Raw genomic sequence first — 13,798 nt, 5'->3', positions numbered from 1 at the left:
GACCCTACTTCCAGCGCTGCGGGTAACCGGGCAGGTCGGTGCAGCCGCACATCGCGTAGTGCAGCGGCGGCATGCCCGCGTCGAGGTACTGGTCCAGGTTGTCCTGGGTGACTGTCGGCTGCGGCAGCTTCCACGGGTTGGACACCTGCTGGCCGTCGAGGATCCGCAGCGCGGCGATGACCGGCGTACGCCACTGGTAGGTCGGGTAGGTCGGCGCGATGGCGGTGAGCTTCTTGTCCTTCCAGATCTTCAGGAAGTCGAGCTGGTCCTCACCGTTCATCGGCGGAACCGGCTTGCCCGCGTCCTGGAACGCCTCGACCGCCGCGACGGCCACCGCTCCGGCGTCCATCCAGACCCCGTCGATCGTGCCGTACCGCTGGATGTAGTCGTCGACGATCTTCTTGGTCTTGGCCGGATCGCCATCGGTGAACTCGACACCGACGACGTCGACCTTCGCCTTGTCGAACGCCACCTTCGCCGCCGACCAGCGGGTCTCCAGGACGTCGACGCCGGGAAGGATCCGCAGGGCGAGGACCTTGCCACCGGGCTTCATCTTCTGGCTGACGAACTCGGCCCCGACGTGCCCGAACCCGTAACCCCCGATGGGGTTGATGAACGTGACCGGGCACTTCGTGTTGACACCACGGTCGAAGACGACGACCGGCAGCCCGGCCTTGCAGGCCGCCTCGACGGCCGGGGTGAGCGTGGCGGTGGTGTTCGGCGAGACGATGAGCGCGTCACAGCCCTTGCCGAGCAGATCGTTGATGTCCGCGATCTGCTTCTGGTCCTTGCCCTCGGCGTCGACGTGCACGAACTCACTGATGCGGCTCTTCTGCGCCTCGACCTCGGCCTGCATGGTCTTGAACCCGACCTGCCGCCACGGGTTGTTCAGGGCCGCGTTCGAGAAGCAGATCTTGTGCGGGCCGCTCTTCTTGAACTTGGCGGTGTCGACCATCGTCGGGTTGAGCACCTGCTCCCACGGCTTGTCGGCCGGGCCTGTCGGTGCCGCGTCGAGCAGCGCCAGTTCGGCGTCGTAGTCGGCCTGCACGAAGAACTTCGACTGGTCCCCGGTGCCGGACCCAGTGGCGGCGGACGCACTTCCCGACGGGCTAGCAGCCGGCTCGTCGGTGGCACAGGCGGCGAGGGACAGCAGGGTGACGGCGGCAAGAGCCGCCATGGAACGTCGCACTATGGTTTCCCCTTTATCTCGAAGAAGAACGCGTTGCCGAGACCGCCACGGCGAGCAGGATGATCCCGCCCTGGACGGTCGACCTGAGGGCGCCGGAGACGCCGTAGAAATTCATGAGGGCGAACAGCAGTTCGAGGGTCAGCGCGCCGAGCATCGCCCCGACGACGGCGCCGCGCCCCCCACCGAGCGCCACCCCACCGAGGACGACAGCGGTGATCGCACCGAACTCCAGACCAGCGCCGGCCTGGAACGACACGCCGCTGTAGCCGCCCAGCAGGATGGCCGCCACCGCCGCCGCGAGCCCGCTGAGGATGAAGGCGAAGGTCCGGGTACGCCACACGCGTACGCCGCTGAGCTCGGCGGTGCGCGGGTTGTCGCCGACGGCGACCAGCGTCCGGCCGAAGTCGGACCGCATCAGCAGCACGGCCGCCACCGCCAGGACCACGAGGACCAGCAGCGCGTACGGCACGCGGCCCAGCACCGGCACGTCCTCGAAGGCCCGCCGGCCGAACCGCCGGAACTCCTCGGAGAGCCCACCCTTCGGGGCGCCGTCGGACCACAGGTAGACCGCGCCGACGAGGATCAGGAACATGCCGAGGGTGGTGATGAACGACGGCACCCGCAGCCGTGTCGTGATCAGGCCGTTGACCAGCCCGACCAGTGCGCCGAAGGCGAGCAGGAGCAGCACCACCGGCCAGGTACGCGCCGGGTCGCTGTCGATCAGCCGGGCGGCGACCACCACCTGAGCGGTGACCAGGGAACCGACCGAGAGGTCGAACTCGCCGGACACGATCACGAAGTACTGGCCGGCGGCGAGCAGGATGATCGGCGCCGAACGACCGAGGAAGGACATCAGCGACTGCGGGGCCAGGAAGTCGGGCTGCCGGATGCCGACGAGCACCAACAGCACCGCGAGGATCGCGAGGATCGGCAGGACACCACCGGGACGCACCCGCGGCAGACGCAACGGCAGGGAACGGGGCTGGACGGTCTGCATGGCTAGGCCGCCTTTCGCATGGCCCGGCGGGCGTAGACGGCGACCGCGGCGATGATGATGACGCCCCGGATCACCTGCTTGAAGAAGGCGTCGACCTCGAGCTGGTTGAAGATGGCGTCGATGCTGGCCAGCAGCAGGACCCCGCCGACGGTGCCGATGACGCCGCCGCGCCCACCGGCGAGGGCGGTACCGCCGATCACCACCGCGGCGATCGACTCCAGGTCGTAGAGGCCCTCGGTGCCGACGCGCGGAGCGCCCGAGCCGAGCCGACTGGCAAGGTAGATGCCGGCGAGCCCCGCGCACATCGAGCACAGCATGTGGGCGGTGATGAGGACCCGGTCGTTGCGGACGCCCGAGAGCCTTGCCACCTCCGGATCCCCGCCGACGGCGACCAGGTGGTGGCCGAAGCGGGTCCGCGAGAGCGCGAACCAGGCCGCCGCGGTGACCGCTATCAGCAGCAGGAACGACACCGGCACCGGACCGACGCGCTGATAACCGAGCGCCTGCACCAGTGAGGGTGCTGTGGTGCCGGCGGGGCCGTCGTAGCCGTTGTCGAGGTAACCCTTGAGCAGCAGCCCGACGCCGAGGGTCGCGATGAACGCGTTGACCCGGAACCTGGTGACGAGGAGCCCGTTGAGCAGCCCGACGCCGGCGCTGACGACCAGCACCAGGCCGATCGCCGGCAGCACCGCGCCGTCGCTGCCGTTCATCGTCTCGGCCGCGACGAGAGTGCTGAGGCTGATCACGAACGCCACCGAGAGGTCCAGCGAGCCCCCCAGGATGACCAGGGTCTGACCCACCGCGACCAGCCCGAGGCCGGCGGCGACATGCAGCAGACTCACCGTCGTGGACTGGTTGAAGAGCTGACCCCCGTCGAGCAGGACGACCAGCCAGCCGATCGTCAGGGTCAGGGTCAGGGCCACGAACACGCCCGGTACGGAACGCCGGGCGGGCAAAAGCGACAGAGCGCTCACTGGGCCGTCTCCCGAACGGTGCCGACCGCCAACGCGACGACCTCCTCCTCGGTCGCGCCGGCGGGCAGCTCGCCCGCGACGTGGCCGTCCCGCATGACGACGATCCGGTCACTCATCCCCAGCAACTCCGGCAGATCGGACGAGATCATCAGCACGGCCGCGCCATCACGGGCGAGGCGGCGGACGAGGTCGTGAATGGCTGACTTCGCGCCCACGTCGATGCCCCGGGTCGGCTCGTCGAAGAGCAGGATCCGCGGGTTGAGCGCGAGCCATCGGGCCAGCACGACCTTCTGCTGGTTGCCGCCGGACAGAAAGCGGATCTCCTGGTCGTCGCCGGCGCCGCGGATCTCCACGGCGGCCAGCAACTCGCGTACGCGGGCGGTCCTCGCGGCCCGGCCGGACCGGGCGGCGAAGACGGCCCGGCTGGCGAGCAGCGCGTTGTCCAGCACCGACTGCCGGGGGACGATCCCCTCACCCTTGCGGTCCTCGGTGACGTAGGCGATGCCGGCCCGCATGGCGGTGCGGGGTGAGCGCAGTCGGATCGGCCGGTCGTCGAGCGTCACGTCGCCGGTCGTGAACGGCGACACCCCGAAGATCGCGCGGGCCAGCGCCGAGCGTCCGGAGCCCTGAAGGCCACCGATGCCGAGCACCTCGCCGGCGCGCAACTGGAGGTTGACGTCTCGCAGCTTCCGGTTTCCGGCGTCGCGAAGGTTGAGCCGCACCGGGCCCCGGTCCTGCGGGACGGCCCGGTCAGGGTAGTAGCTGGACAGTTCCCGGCCGACCATGTGCCGCACCAACGCGTCGGCGGTGGTGTCAGCGGTGTCCACTGTGGTGACCCGCCGGCCGTCCTTGAGCACTGTGATCCGACTGGACAGGTCGAAGACCTCGGCGAGCCGGTGCGAGACGTACAGCAGCCCGATGCCCCGCTCCTGGAGTCGACGCACCAGCCCGTAGAGCAACTCGACCTCGTGGTCGGCCAGCGCGGCGGTCGGCTCGTCCATGATGAGCAACCGCGCGTCCAGGGCGAGCGCCTTGGCGATCTCGACGACCTGCTGCTGCGCGACACCCAACTGCCCCACCCGGGCGTCGGCCGGCAACGTGGTCTCGCCGATCGAGGCGAGCAGCCGCGTGGTGCGGTCGAGCATCCCCCGACGATCGACGAGCCCGCGTCGAACCGGCTCGTGCCCCAGGTAGACGTTCTCCGCGACGGTGCGCTCCGGGAGCAGGTTGAACTCCTGGTGGATGATGCCGATGCCGGCCCGCTGCGCGTCGCGCGGACCACGGAAGGTGCGCGTCGCACCGGCGAACTCGACAGTGCCCCCGTCCGGGGCGTACCCGCCCGAGACGATCTTCATGAGGGTCGACTTCCCGGCACCGTTCTCACCGACCACGGCGTGCACCTCGCCCGGCGCGACATCGAGGTCGACACCGTCGAGAACACGGACTCCGAGGAATGACTTGCCGATGCCCCGAAGGGTGAGAAGCGGCGTCGGCGGCGGATCTGACATCCCGAAAGCCCTCACAGACAGTAATGATCGACAAGGTTAAATGCCACACTACGGCGGCTTCGAGGCGCTGAACAACAAACTTTCGTGCCAACAGCGAGGGCTTACGTTCTTGCGGTGCAAACATTTCCTTGACACCGGCGAAACATCACACGTATGAAGATAGATGTTTGGATGCGGCTCCGCAATCCTCGATCAAGCCCGACCGCCAGGCCGGGCTGCGATCGGCGGGCGGTGCCGCAACGAGGGGGCCGAGCGCGACCGCCGTCCACCGGGCAGGACGTCGGACGTTACTTCGTGCATTGACAGTCTTCGATCTCTAGCTCATCCTGACCTCGTGGACCACGGGACAAGAACCACAGCCACCATCACGCTGTGTGACGTCCCGCAGGTCTGACTGCCGTTGCGGCGAACGGCATGAGGACAGACCAGCGCGCCCGTGTCCCTCGCGTGTCCAGGTCAACCTGACGCGTCGTAGGACCCGTGTCCGCAATCCCAACGCCCGCCCAACTAGGAGACGGCATGCGTCGTAACACATTGCTCATCTCAGTGATCGCCGGTCTGTTACTGGCGCTCGGACTCGCTCCACCCGCGTCGGCCGCCCCGGCCTTCCGCGCCCTGGTGTTCAGCAAGACCACCGGCTACCGGCACGACTCGATCCCCGCCGCGATCTCCATGGTCCAGCAGCAGGCCGCCGCGAACAACTTCGAGGTGGTGGCGACCGAGGACTCGAGCGTCTTCACCGCCGCCAACCTGGCGACCTTCGACGTGATCGTGATGCTCCAGACCTCCGGCATGGTCTGGACCTCGGCCGCCCAACGCCAGGCGGTGGAGGGCTACCTCGCCAGCGGCAAGGGCATCGTGGCCGTCCACAACGCCACCGACATGGGCATCGAGTCCGAGTACCCGTGGTGGGACAACACCATCAACGGCGGCGCCCACATGCCCGAGCACTCCCCCGGCGTGCTGCAGGGCACCGCCATCGTCGCCGACAAGAAGCACCCGTCGACGGCCAGCCTGCCGGATCGGTGGACCCGCAGCGAGGAGTGGTACAACTTCGACGCCAACCCGCGCGGCAAGGTGCACGTCCTGGTGACCGCCGACGAGCGCACCTACAACCCGGGATCCCGGGCGATGGGCCCGGACCACCCGATCTCCTGGTGTCGGGACACCGGCGGCGGGCGGGTGTGGGCCACCGCGATGGGCCACGCGATCGCCTCCTACAGCGAGACGAACTTCCAGAACCACGTCCTCGGTGGCATCAAGTGGGCCGCCGGGAACGCTGCCGGCGACTGCGGCGGCACCGTCTGGGGCAACTTCGAGAAGCGCACCCTGGACGACAACACCGTCGACCCGATGGCGATGGCCGTGGCCCCGGACGGGCGCGTGTTCTACGCCCAGCGCGGCGGGCAGCTGAAGATCTTCAAGCCCTCCACGAACAGCACGGTGACCGCCGGCACGCTGAGCGTCTACACCGGCGGTGAGGACGGCCTCACCGGCATGGCGCTGGACCCCAACTTCGCCACCAACGGGTACGTGTACCTCTACCACTCGCCGGCGAGCAGCTCGACCGACGTCAACCGGGTCTCCCGCTTCACGATGAGCGGCGACACGCTGAACACGTCCAGCGGGGTGACGATTATCGACATCCCGGCGTACCGGGACCGGACGTTCCCGGAGCCCGGCCACACCGGCGGTTACATCGAGTTCGGCCCGGACGGAAACCTCTACATCGGCACCGGCGACGACACGCCGCCGAACCTCGACCCCAACTGGCAGGGCTACGCCCCGCTGGACTGGCGCTCGGGCAAGTCCAACCTGGACGCCGCCCGGACCGCTGGCAACACCAACGACCTGCGCGGCAAGCTGCTGCGTATCCGTCCCGGGGCCAGTGGCAGTTACACCATCCCGAGCGGCAACCTCTACCCCCAGGGCACGGCGCAGACCAAGCCGGAAATCTACGCCATGGGCTTCCGCAACCCGTTCCGCTTCTCGATCGACCCCGCCAACGGCTGGGTCTACCTGGCGGACTACGGACCGGACCGCAACCCGCCGACCACCAACCGTGGTCCCGAGGGCCTGGTCGAGCTCAACGTGATCAAGACGCCCGGCAACTACGGCTGGCCGTTCTGCCACGGCAACAACCAGCCCTACGCGCCGTTCAACCCGGACACCGGCGTCGTCGGCTCGAAGTTCAACTGCTCGGCGCCTGTCAACAACTCGCCGAACAACACCGGCCTGACCAGTCTGAAGCCGGTCGTCATGCCGAACATCTGGTACGGCTACCCCACCTCGACGACCTTCCCGGAGCTGGGCTCCGGCGGCTCCGCCCCGATGGGCGGCCCGGTCTACCGGTACGACGCGTCGAACCCGTCCCAGACGAAGTTCCCGCCCTACTACGACGGCGTGCACTTCTTCTACGAGTGGTCGCGCAACTACATCAAGGAGGTGCACTTCGACTCCTCCACGGCGGTGACCCGCACCAACCCGTTCCTGCCCAGCGGTGGGTTCAACAAGCCGATGGACATGGAGTTCGGCAAGGACGGCTCGCTCTACCTGCTGGAGTGGGGCACCAACTTCGGTGGCGGCAACAGCGACTCCGGGCTCTACCGGATCGACTACATCCAGGGCGGCCGGTCACCGATCGTCAAGGCCACCGGCACACCCACCAGCGGCTCCTCGCCGCTGACCGTCCAGTTCAGCAGCGCGGGCACGTCCGACCCGGACGGCAACACGCTGAGCTACCTGTGGACGTTCGGCGACGGCACCACCTCGACGGCGGCCAACCCGTCGAAGACGTACACCTCCAACGGCAACTACACGGCCCAGTTGAAGGTCACCGACAGCACCGGTAAGACCGGCTTCGCCAACGTCCCGATCACCGTCGGCAACAGCGCCCCGGTGGTCACCATCACCACACCGGGCAACGGAGGCATGCTGACCTTCGGCGACAAGGTGTCGTACCAGATCACCGTGACCGATCCGGACGGCGGCACCGTCGACTGCTCGAAGGTCATCCTCAATCCGGCGCTGGGTCACGACGACCACGCTCACGAGACCACGGAGTACCCGGGCTGCTCGGGCACCATCTCCACCGACCTGCTCGGCGGTCACCCGGATGGCGCCAACCTGTTCTACGTGCTGAACGCGCGGTACACCGACAACGGCGGCTCGGGAGGCGGGTCCCCGCTCACCGGCACCGCGCAGGCGATCCTGCAACCGAAGCACAAGCAGTCCGAGTACTTCAGCAGCCAGTCCGGCATCCGGGTCGTCGACCAGGCCGCGGCGGAGAGCACCAAGCGCATCGGTGACATCTCCACCAACGACTGGATCGCGTTCAACCCGATGAACCTGTCGGGCATCTCGACGGTCAGCTACCGGGTGTCGTCGCCTTCCGGCGGCGGTTCGATCGAGCTGCGCGCCGGCTCGCCGACCGGCACCCTGCTGGCCACCACCACGGTGCCCAGTACGGGCGGCTGGGACAACTACCAGTCCACGACTCCGGTGAGCGTCGCCGCGCTCAGCGGGACACAGACGCTCTACATGGTGTTCAAGAACAGCAGCAACTCGTTCGATCTGGACTCGCACACCTTCGGCGGCAACGGCGTCGGCACGCCCGGCACCGGCGGTGGCCTGGCGGGCAAGACCTACACGGTCACGGCGCAGCACAGCAACAAGCTGATGGACGTCAGCGGTGTCTCCACCGCCGACGGCGCCCAGATCACCCAGTGGGCGAACACCGGTGCCAACAACCAGAGGTGGCAGGCCGTCGACGCCGGTAGCGGCGCGCTCTACCTGAAGGCGGTGCACAGCGGTAAGTGCGTCGAGGTGGTCGGCAGTTCGACCGCGGCGGGTGCCTTCCTCCAGCAGGCCACCTGCAACAACGGCAACCAGCAGAAGTTCACCGCCACCGCGACGGGAACCTCCGGCGTGTACACGGTGAAGAGTGTGCTGAGCGGCCTCTGCGTGGACGTCAACGGTGCTGCCACCACCGACGGCGCCCGACTGTTGCAGTGGACCTGCCACAGCGCGGCCAACCAGCAGTGGCGGTTCACCGCGGTGTGACCCCGCGGCTGTCGCGGTAACAACTGACGTCCCGGTCGGGACCGGTGTCCGAGTAACGGAGCCGGTCCCGGCCGGGACGTCGTCGTTGGTCAGGCAGGCCGACCGGGCGGCGCGGCGAGCAGCCCGGCCGCGGCCAGGTCATCCCACAGTTCCTCGGGTACGACGATCCCGGACCGTCGCACCGTCTCGACCGCCTGCGCCTCGTTGCGGACGCCGACCACCGTCGACACCACGGCCGGGTGCCGGCGGACGAAGGCGAGGGCCGCCTGCGGCAGCGTCACCCCGTACGCCTCGCAGACAGTGGCGATCCGCCGCGCCCGCTCGATCAGCGCCTCCGGGGCCTGCTGGTAGTTGTAGACGGCGTCGGCCGGCGGCCGGTCCCGCGACAGCAGCCCGGAGTTGTAGACGCCCGCGATGACCACGCCCACCCCCCGGTTCTCGGCGGCCGGCAGCAGGTCGGCCGCCGCGCCCTGTTCGAGCAGGGTGTACCGCCCGGCGCACATCATCACGTCGACGTCGGTCTCCCGGACGAACCGCGCCAGCATCGCCGACTGGTTCATGCCGGCGCCGATGGCACCCACGACGCCCTCGTCCCGCAGGTCGATCAGGGCGGGTACGGCCTCGTGCGCGGCCTGCTCCCAGTGGTCGTCCGGGTCGTGCAGGTAGACGATGTCGATCCGGTCCAGCCCGGTCCGATCGAGGCTGGCCTCGATGGAGCGGAGCACGCCGTCGCGGCTGAAGTCCCACACCCGCCGGTGGGTGGCAGGCACATCGAACCCGTCGGAGTCCCGCAGGTGCGCGTCCTGGGGCGAGGGCACCAGGAGTCGCCCGACCTTCGTCGACACCACGTACTCGTCGCGCGGCCGGTGGCGCAGCGCGGCGCCGAGGCGGCGCTCGGACAGCCCGAGACCGTAGTGCGGCGCGGTGTCGAAGTACCTGACGCCCGCCTCCCACGCGGCGTCGACCGCCGAGGCGAACTCCTCGTCCGTCGTCGTCCGGTACAGGTTGCCCCCCTGCGCCGCGCCGAAGCCCAGCTCGGTGAGCCGTAGCTGCGGGCGGCGCGGCAGCGCGCGCGCCATCATGACGGCCCCAGCCCGTAGACGCGGCGTGCCGTCCCGCCCCAGACCGACGCCCGGCCGGTCCCGTCCTGGCGCTCCAGCAGCTCCGCCAGGGTGTCGACCCACCGCTGGTACGAACTGGCGAGCAGACAGACCGGCCAGTCGGAGCCGAACATCAGTCGATCCGGCCCGAACGCGTCGAGGGCGTCCTCGACGGCCTGCCGGAGGTCGGCCGGCGTCCAGTGCGGGAGCGGCACCTCGGTCACCAGCCCGGAGAGCTTCGCCGTCGTGTTGGGCGAGGCCGCCAACGACCGCAGGTCCCGGCTCCACTCGGCCATCTCCGGACTGCCGAGCGGGGGCTTGCCCAGGTGGTCGAGGACGAAGCTCACCTCGGGCAGGTCGCGCGTGAGACGCGCGGCCATGGGGAGCTGGTGTTGGCGTACCAGCAGGTCGAAGACGAGGCCGGCGGCACCGACCGCCGCGATCCCCCGACGGACGTCGGGACGGTCCAGGTACGCCGGGTCGCTCTCGGACTGCACGAGGTGGCGGATGCCGACGAGGCGTTCCCCACCTCGGGCTGCCCGCAGACCGTCGAGGCGCTCCGCAACATCGTCGGCGGTCAGGTCCACCCAGCCGACGACCCCACAGACGAGTGTGTCGTCGGCCGCAACTTCCAGCAGGTCGACCGTCTCCGTGTCGGAGGCGATGGACTGCACCACCACTGTCGCGGTGACCCCGGCCGCCCGGGCCAGCGGCGCGAGATCGGCGGGTTCGAAGTCGGCGTCGATGGCCGCCATGGTCACCGGGTCGATCCACGGCTGCGGGTGCCGGGCGCGGACCCAGAGGTGGTGGTGCGCGTCGACGATCCCGGCTCGCCCGGGCTCCTGTGCGCCCGTCATCGGCCCAACCAGCCGCCGTCGACGGGCAGCACGACGCCGTTGACGTAGTCCGACGCGCTCGACGCCAGGAACACGGTGGCGCCGCCGAGGTCGTCGGCCCGGCCCCACCGCCCGGCCGGGATCCGGCCGAGGATCGCCTGGTTGCGGTCGGGGTCGTCGCGCAGCGCCTGGGTGTTGTCGGTAGCGATGTAGCCGGGCGCGATGGCGTTGACGTTCACTCCGTGGGCCGCCCACTCGTTCGCCAGCGCCTTGGTGAGGCCGGCCACGCCCGACTTCGACGCGGCGTAACCGGGGACGGTGATGCCGCCCTGGAAACTCAACAGCGACGCTGTGAAAATGATCTTCCCTCGGCCGCGCTCGACCATCGTCCGGCCGATCTCCCGGCTGAGGATGAACTGGCTGCTGAGGTTGACCTCGATCACGTGGTCCCACATCTCGTCCGGGTGCTCCGCCGCCGGGGTCCGGGCGATCGTGCCGCCGTTGTTCACCAGGATGTCGACCGGCCCGAGAGCGGTGATGTCGCGGGCCAACCGGTGCACGGCCGCCCGGTCGCCGAGGTCCGCCCGCAGCGCGGTGAACCGGCGGCCGGTGGCGCGCACCCGGCGTTCGACCTCGCTGCCCTCCGCCTCGAGCTGGGCGGAGACCCCCACGATGTCGGCGCCGGCCAGTGCCAGGGCCTCGGCCATGGCGAGGCCGATACCGCGCCGCGCCCCGGTCACGACGGCGGTCTGGCCGGACAGGTCGAACAACGTCGTCACTTGTTGCCCTCCCGCACATCGAGCAGCACCTTCATGACGCCGCCACCCTCCAGCGCCTCGAAGGCCGCGCTGGCCGCCTCGACCGGCTCGACCCGGGAGATCAGCTGCTCTGCCGGGATGGCACCCGAGGCGACCAACCGGATCGCCTCCACCATGTCGTCGCGCTGATACAGCCGGGCGCCCAGGAGTTCCAGCTCACGCCAGAAGAACCGGTGCAGGTTGACCTCGCGGGGCTGAGGGTGGATCGCCACCATGACCAGCCGCCCACGAGTGGTGAGGACGTCGACCGCCGTGGTGACGCCGGCCGGTGAGCCGGACACCTCGAAGGCGATGTCGGCGCCCGCGCCATCGGTACGGTCGTTGACCAGCGCCACGACGTCGGTCGCTCGCGGGTCGACGGCCTCGATCCCGATGCCCTCCGCCACCTCGCGTCGGAACGGGTCCGGCTCGACGAGGAGCACCCGCGCGCCACGGCCCCGGGCGACGGTGGCGATGAGGACGCCGACCGGCCCGCCACCGACCACTACAACCTGGTCGTCGGCGGTCACGTTGCCCCGGCGGACGTCGTGCACGGCGACCGCCACCGGCTCGACGAGCGCCGCGTGGTCGAGGGGCAGCTCCTCCGGAAGCGGCAGAACCAACTCCACCGGCACCGTCCAGGAGGACTGCATGGCACCCGGTGAGTCGATGCCCAGGAAGTTCATCGCGTGGCAGACGTGGGAGTTGCCCCGCTGGCAGGCGGCGCAGCGCCCGCAGGGCCGGGTCGGCATCACGGTGACGGCCTGACCGATGTTCCAGCCGGTCACGCCCTCGCCGACGGCCGCGATCCGCCCGGACATCTCGTGCCCGATGATCGCTGAGTCACCAACCCGGGCGTCCATGTCCCCGTGGTAGATGTGCAGATCCGTACCGCAGATGCCGGTGTACGCCACCTCGATCCGTACCTGGCCGGGGCCCGGTGGCTCCGGGTCGCGGTTCTCGATTCCGAGGTGTCGCGCTCCCCGGTAGACGACTGCCTTCATCGTTCCTCCGTCTCGACGGTCGGTACGTCGGTCGTGCCGACCGGGCATGGTCGTGGGTGCACCGCCGTCGCGATGCACCCACGCCTCACCTGTTCTGGTTGTCAGCTCAGTGCCGTACGGTCGGCGACACCTCGTTGCGGGAGTTCAGCGACACGACAGGCACCTGGCGGGTGGGGATGACCCCGTCGACTCCGGCCAGCAGCCGTCGTCCGGCCCGCTCCGGCCGGACGTTGGGGCTGTCGGCCGTCTGCGCCTGCGGGCGGCGGTTGACCGCCCGGATCCGCTCCTCGTCCACCCGGACACCAAGCCCTGGCGCGTCGCCGAGGATGAAGGCGCCGTCCTCGACGTGCAGGTCGATGGAGACACCAACGGGTGAGTGCAGGTCCTGCAACTCGCTGGTCAGGTGGTTCGGCACCGAGGTCGCGGCGTGCAGCAGCCCGACCGGGCTGTTGCCGATCGGGCTGACCGGCAGGTCGTGAGCGTGGGCCAGTGCGGCCGCCCGCAGGAAGTGGGTGACCCCCCAGACGGCCGCCATCTGGACGATGTCGACCGCGCCGGCGGCGATCAGCGGACGGTACTGTTCGAGCCCGGTGAGGTTCTCACCGGTGGCGACCGACGCGGACACGCCTCGGCTGACCGCCGCGAGACCCTCGGCGTCCCAGCGCCGGACCGGCTCCTCGATCCAGATGAGATCCAGGGTGCGTTCCAGCTCGCAGACATGCCGGACCGCCTGCTTGCGGGTCCACGCCTCGTTGACGTCGAGCATCAGGCCCGGCCGTCGACCGTGCCCGGCCTCGGTCAGGACCTCCTTGACCAGGCCCAGACGGTGCCGATCGCGCTCGATGTCGAGGCCGCCCTTGAGCTTGGCCGCTCGCAGGCCGTGGCTCGCGTACACCTCGTACTCCGCGACGAGTTCGTCGTCGGTGAGCCCGATGTCCAGCCCGGACGCGTAGGCGGTGACCCGCCGGTCCCGTCCGCCCAGCAGCCGCCACAGCGGCTCGCCGGCGGCCTGCGCCTTGATGTCCCAGAGCGCGGTGTCCAGAGCGCCGATGGTGCCGAACACCGGCCCCGCGTGGCCAGCCTTGAAGGTGTGCCGCAACATGCGGTCGTACAGGGACGTCACGGCCCGGGGGTCTTCACCCTCGATGGCTGGGAAGATCCGCTCGATCTCGACGTGCGGCCCGAGGCCGACTCCCGAGATGCCCTCGTCGGTGTCGACGATGACGATCGAGACCGGGACCACCCCGTCGGCGAACACACCGTTGGCGTCGCCGACTGGTCGACCCCATTCCTGGACCGTGGAGAGCGTCCGATATCCCGTGATCCGCATG

Annotated in this window: 10 protein-coding genes; 1 reads left to right on the top strand and 9 read right to left on the bottom strand. The window is 69.7% G+C overall.

Features of this window, described 5'->3' with window-relative positions; all coding sequences use genetic code 11:
- Positions 1-4: 4 nt before the first annotated feature.
- Genes OHB44_RS10780 through OHB44_RS10765 form a run of 4 tightly spaced genes read right to left on the bottom strand, consistent with a single transcriptional unit; the run spans position 5 to position 4,668 of the window.
- The gene (locus OHB44_RS10780) at positions 5-1,177 is read right to left on the bottom strand and encodes a substrate-binding domain-containing protein (protein ID WP_238686446.1); all 1,173 of its coding nucleotides are present in this window, start codon (positions 1,175-1,177) and stop codon (positions 5-7) included.
- A 25-nt stretch (positions 1,178-1,202) separates the two neighbouring features.
- The gene (locus tag OHB44_RS10775; RefSeq protein ID WP_091401048.1) at positions 1,203-2,186 is read right to left on the bottom strand and encodes an ABC transporter permease; all 984 of its coding nucleotides are present in this window, start codon (positions 2,184-2,186) and stop codon (positions 1,203-1,205) included.
- A 2-nt stretch (positions 2,187-2,188) separates the two neighbouring features.
- Complete coding sequence (locus tag OHB44_RS10770; protein ID WP_330440666.1) at positions 2,189-3,115, bottom strand: ABC transporter permease; 927 nt, start codon at positions 3,113-3,115, stop codon at positions 2,189-2,191.
- A gap of 41 nt (positions 3,116-3,156) precedes the next feature.
- Positions 3,157-4,668, bottom strand: a complete 1,512-nt coding sequence (locus OHB44_RS10765) for a sugar ABC transporter ATP-binding protein (RefSeq protein ID WP_238686451.1) — start codon at positions 4,666-4,668, stop codon at positions 3,157-3,159.
- A 519-nt stretch (positions 4,669-5,187) separates the two neighbouring features.
- Here OHB44_RS10765 and OHB44_RS10760 point away from each other — a divergent pair.
- A complete protein-coding gene (locus OHB44_RS10760; RefSeq protein WP_330440665.1) occupies positions 5,188-8,730 on the top strand; it encodes a ThuA domain-containing protein in 3,543 nt (1,180 codons plus the stop codon).
- A gap of 89 nt (positions 8,731-8,819) precedes the next feature.
- Here the strand turns inward: OHB44_RS10760 and OHB44_RS10755 are convergent, their stop codons facing one another.
- From OHB44_RS10755 to OHB44_RS10735, 5 genes are all read right to left on the bottom strand, one after another.
- The gene (locus tag OHB44_RS10755; RefSeq protein WP_266303215.1) at positions 8,820-9,812 is read right to left on the bottom strand and encodes an aldo/keto reductase; all 993 of its coding nucleotides are present in this window, start codon (positions 9,810-9,812) and stop codon (positions 8,820-8,822) included.
- On the bottom strand, positions 9,809-10,687 hold the full coding sequence (locus OHB44_RS10750) for an amidohydrolase family protein (RefSeq protein ID WP_330440664.1): 879 nt from the start codon (positions 10,685-10,687) through the stop codon (positions 9,809-9,811). Before OHB44_RS10750 ends, OHB44_RS10755 begins: the two co-directional genes overlap by 4 nt.
- On the bottom strand, positions 10,684-11,445 hold the full coding sequence (gene kduD, locus OHB44_RS10745; protein WP_238686458.1) for a 2-dehydro-3-deoxy-D-gluconate 5-dehydrogenase KduD: 762 nt from the start codon (positions 11,443-11,445) through the stop codon (positions 10,684-10,686). Before kduD ends, OHB44_RS10750 begins: the two co-directional genes overlap by 4 nt.
- Positions 11,442-12,467, bottom strand: coding sequence for a zinc-dependent alcohol dehydrogenase (locus OHB44_RS10740; RefSeq protein WP_330440663.1), 1,026 nt, complete (start codon positions 12,465-12,467; stop codon positions 11,442-11,444). Before OHB44_RS10740 ends, kduD begins: the two co-directional genes overlap by 4 nt.
- Positions 12,468-12,573: 106 nt before the next feature.
- Positions 12,574-13,797 carry a mandelate racemase/muconate lactonizing enzyme family protein gene (locus tag OHB44_RS10735; protein WP_238686463.1) on the bottom strand — a complete coding sequence of 408 codons (1,224 nt, stop codon included), beginning with the start codon at positions 13,795-13,797 and terminating at the stop codon, positions 12,574-12,576.
- Position 13,798 lies beyond the last annotated feature (1 nt).

This window comes from Micromonospora sp. NBC_00821 (assembly GCF_036347035.1).
GTDB classification, from domain to species: Bacteria; Actinomycetota; Actinomycetes; order Mycobacteriales; family Micromonosporaceae; genus Micromonospora; species Micromonospora hortensis.
The sequence above is the reverse complement of the archived record's forward strand: the minus strand, read 5'-3'. Positions and strand labels throughout refer to the sequence as shown.

Excerpts from the sequence above, each read along its gene's own strand:
- OHB44_RS10780 (WP_238686446.1), bottom strand. The coding sequence starts at position 1,177 with ATGGCGGCTCTTGCCGCCGTCACCCTGCTGTCCCTCGCCGCCTGTGCC.
- OHB44_RS10775 (WP_091401048.1), bottom strand. The coding sequence starts at position 2,186 with ATGCAGACCGTCCAGCCCCGTTCCCTGCCGTTGCGTCTGCCGCGGGTG.
- OHB44_RS10765 (WP_238686451.1), bottom strand. The coding sequence starts at position 4,668 with ATGTCAGATCCGCCGCCGACGCCGCTTCTCACCCTTCGGGGCATCGGC.
- OHB44_RS10760 (WP_330440665.1), top strand. The coding sequence starts at position 5,188 with ATGCGTCGTAACACATTGCTCATCTCAGTGATCGCCGGTCTGTTACTG.
- OHB44_RS10755 (WP_266303215.1), bottom strand. The coding sequence starts at position 9,812 with ATGATGGCGCGCGCGCTGCCGCGCCGCCCGCAGCTACGGCTCACCGAG.
- OHB44_RS10750 (WP_330440664.1), bottom strand. The coding sequence starts at position 10,687 with ATGACGGGCGCACAGGAGCCCGGGCGAGCCGGGATCGTCGACGCGCAC.
- OHB44_RS10740 (WP_330440663.1), bottom strand. The coding sequence starts at position 12,467 with ATGAAGGCAGTCGTCTACCGGGGAGCGCGACACCTCGGAATCGAGAAC.
- OHB44_RS10735 (WP_238686463.1), bottom strand. The coding sequence starts at position 13,797 with ATGCGGATCACGGGATATCGGACGCTCTCCACGGTCCAGGAATGGGGT.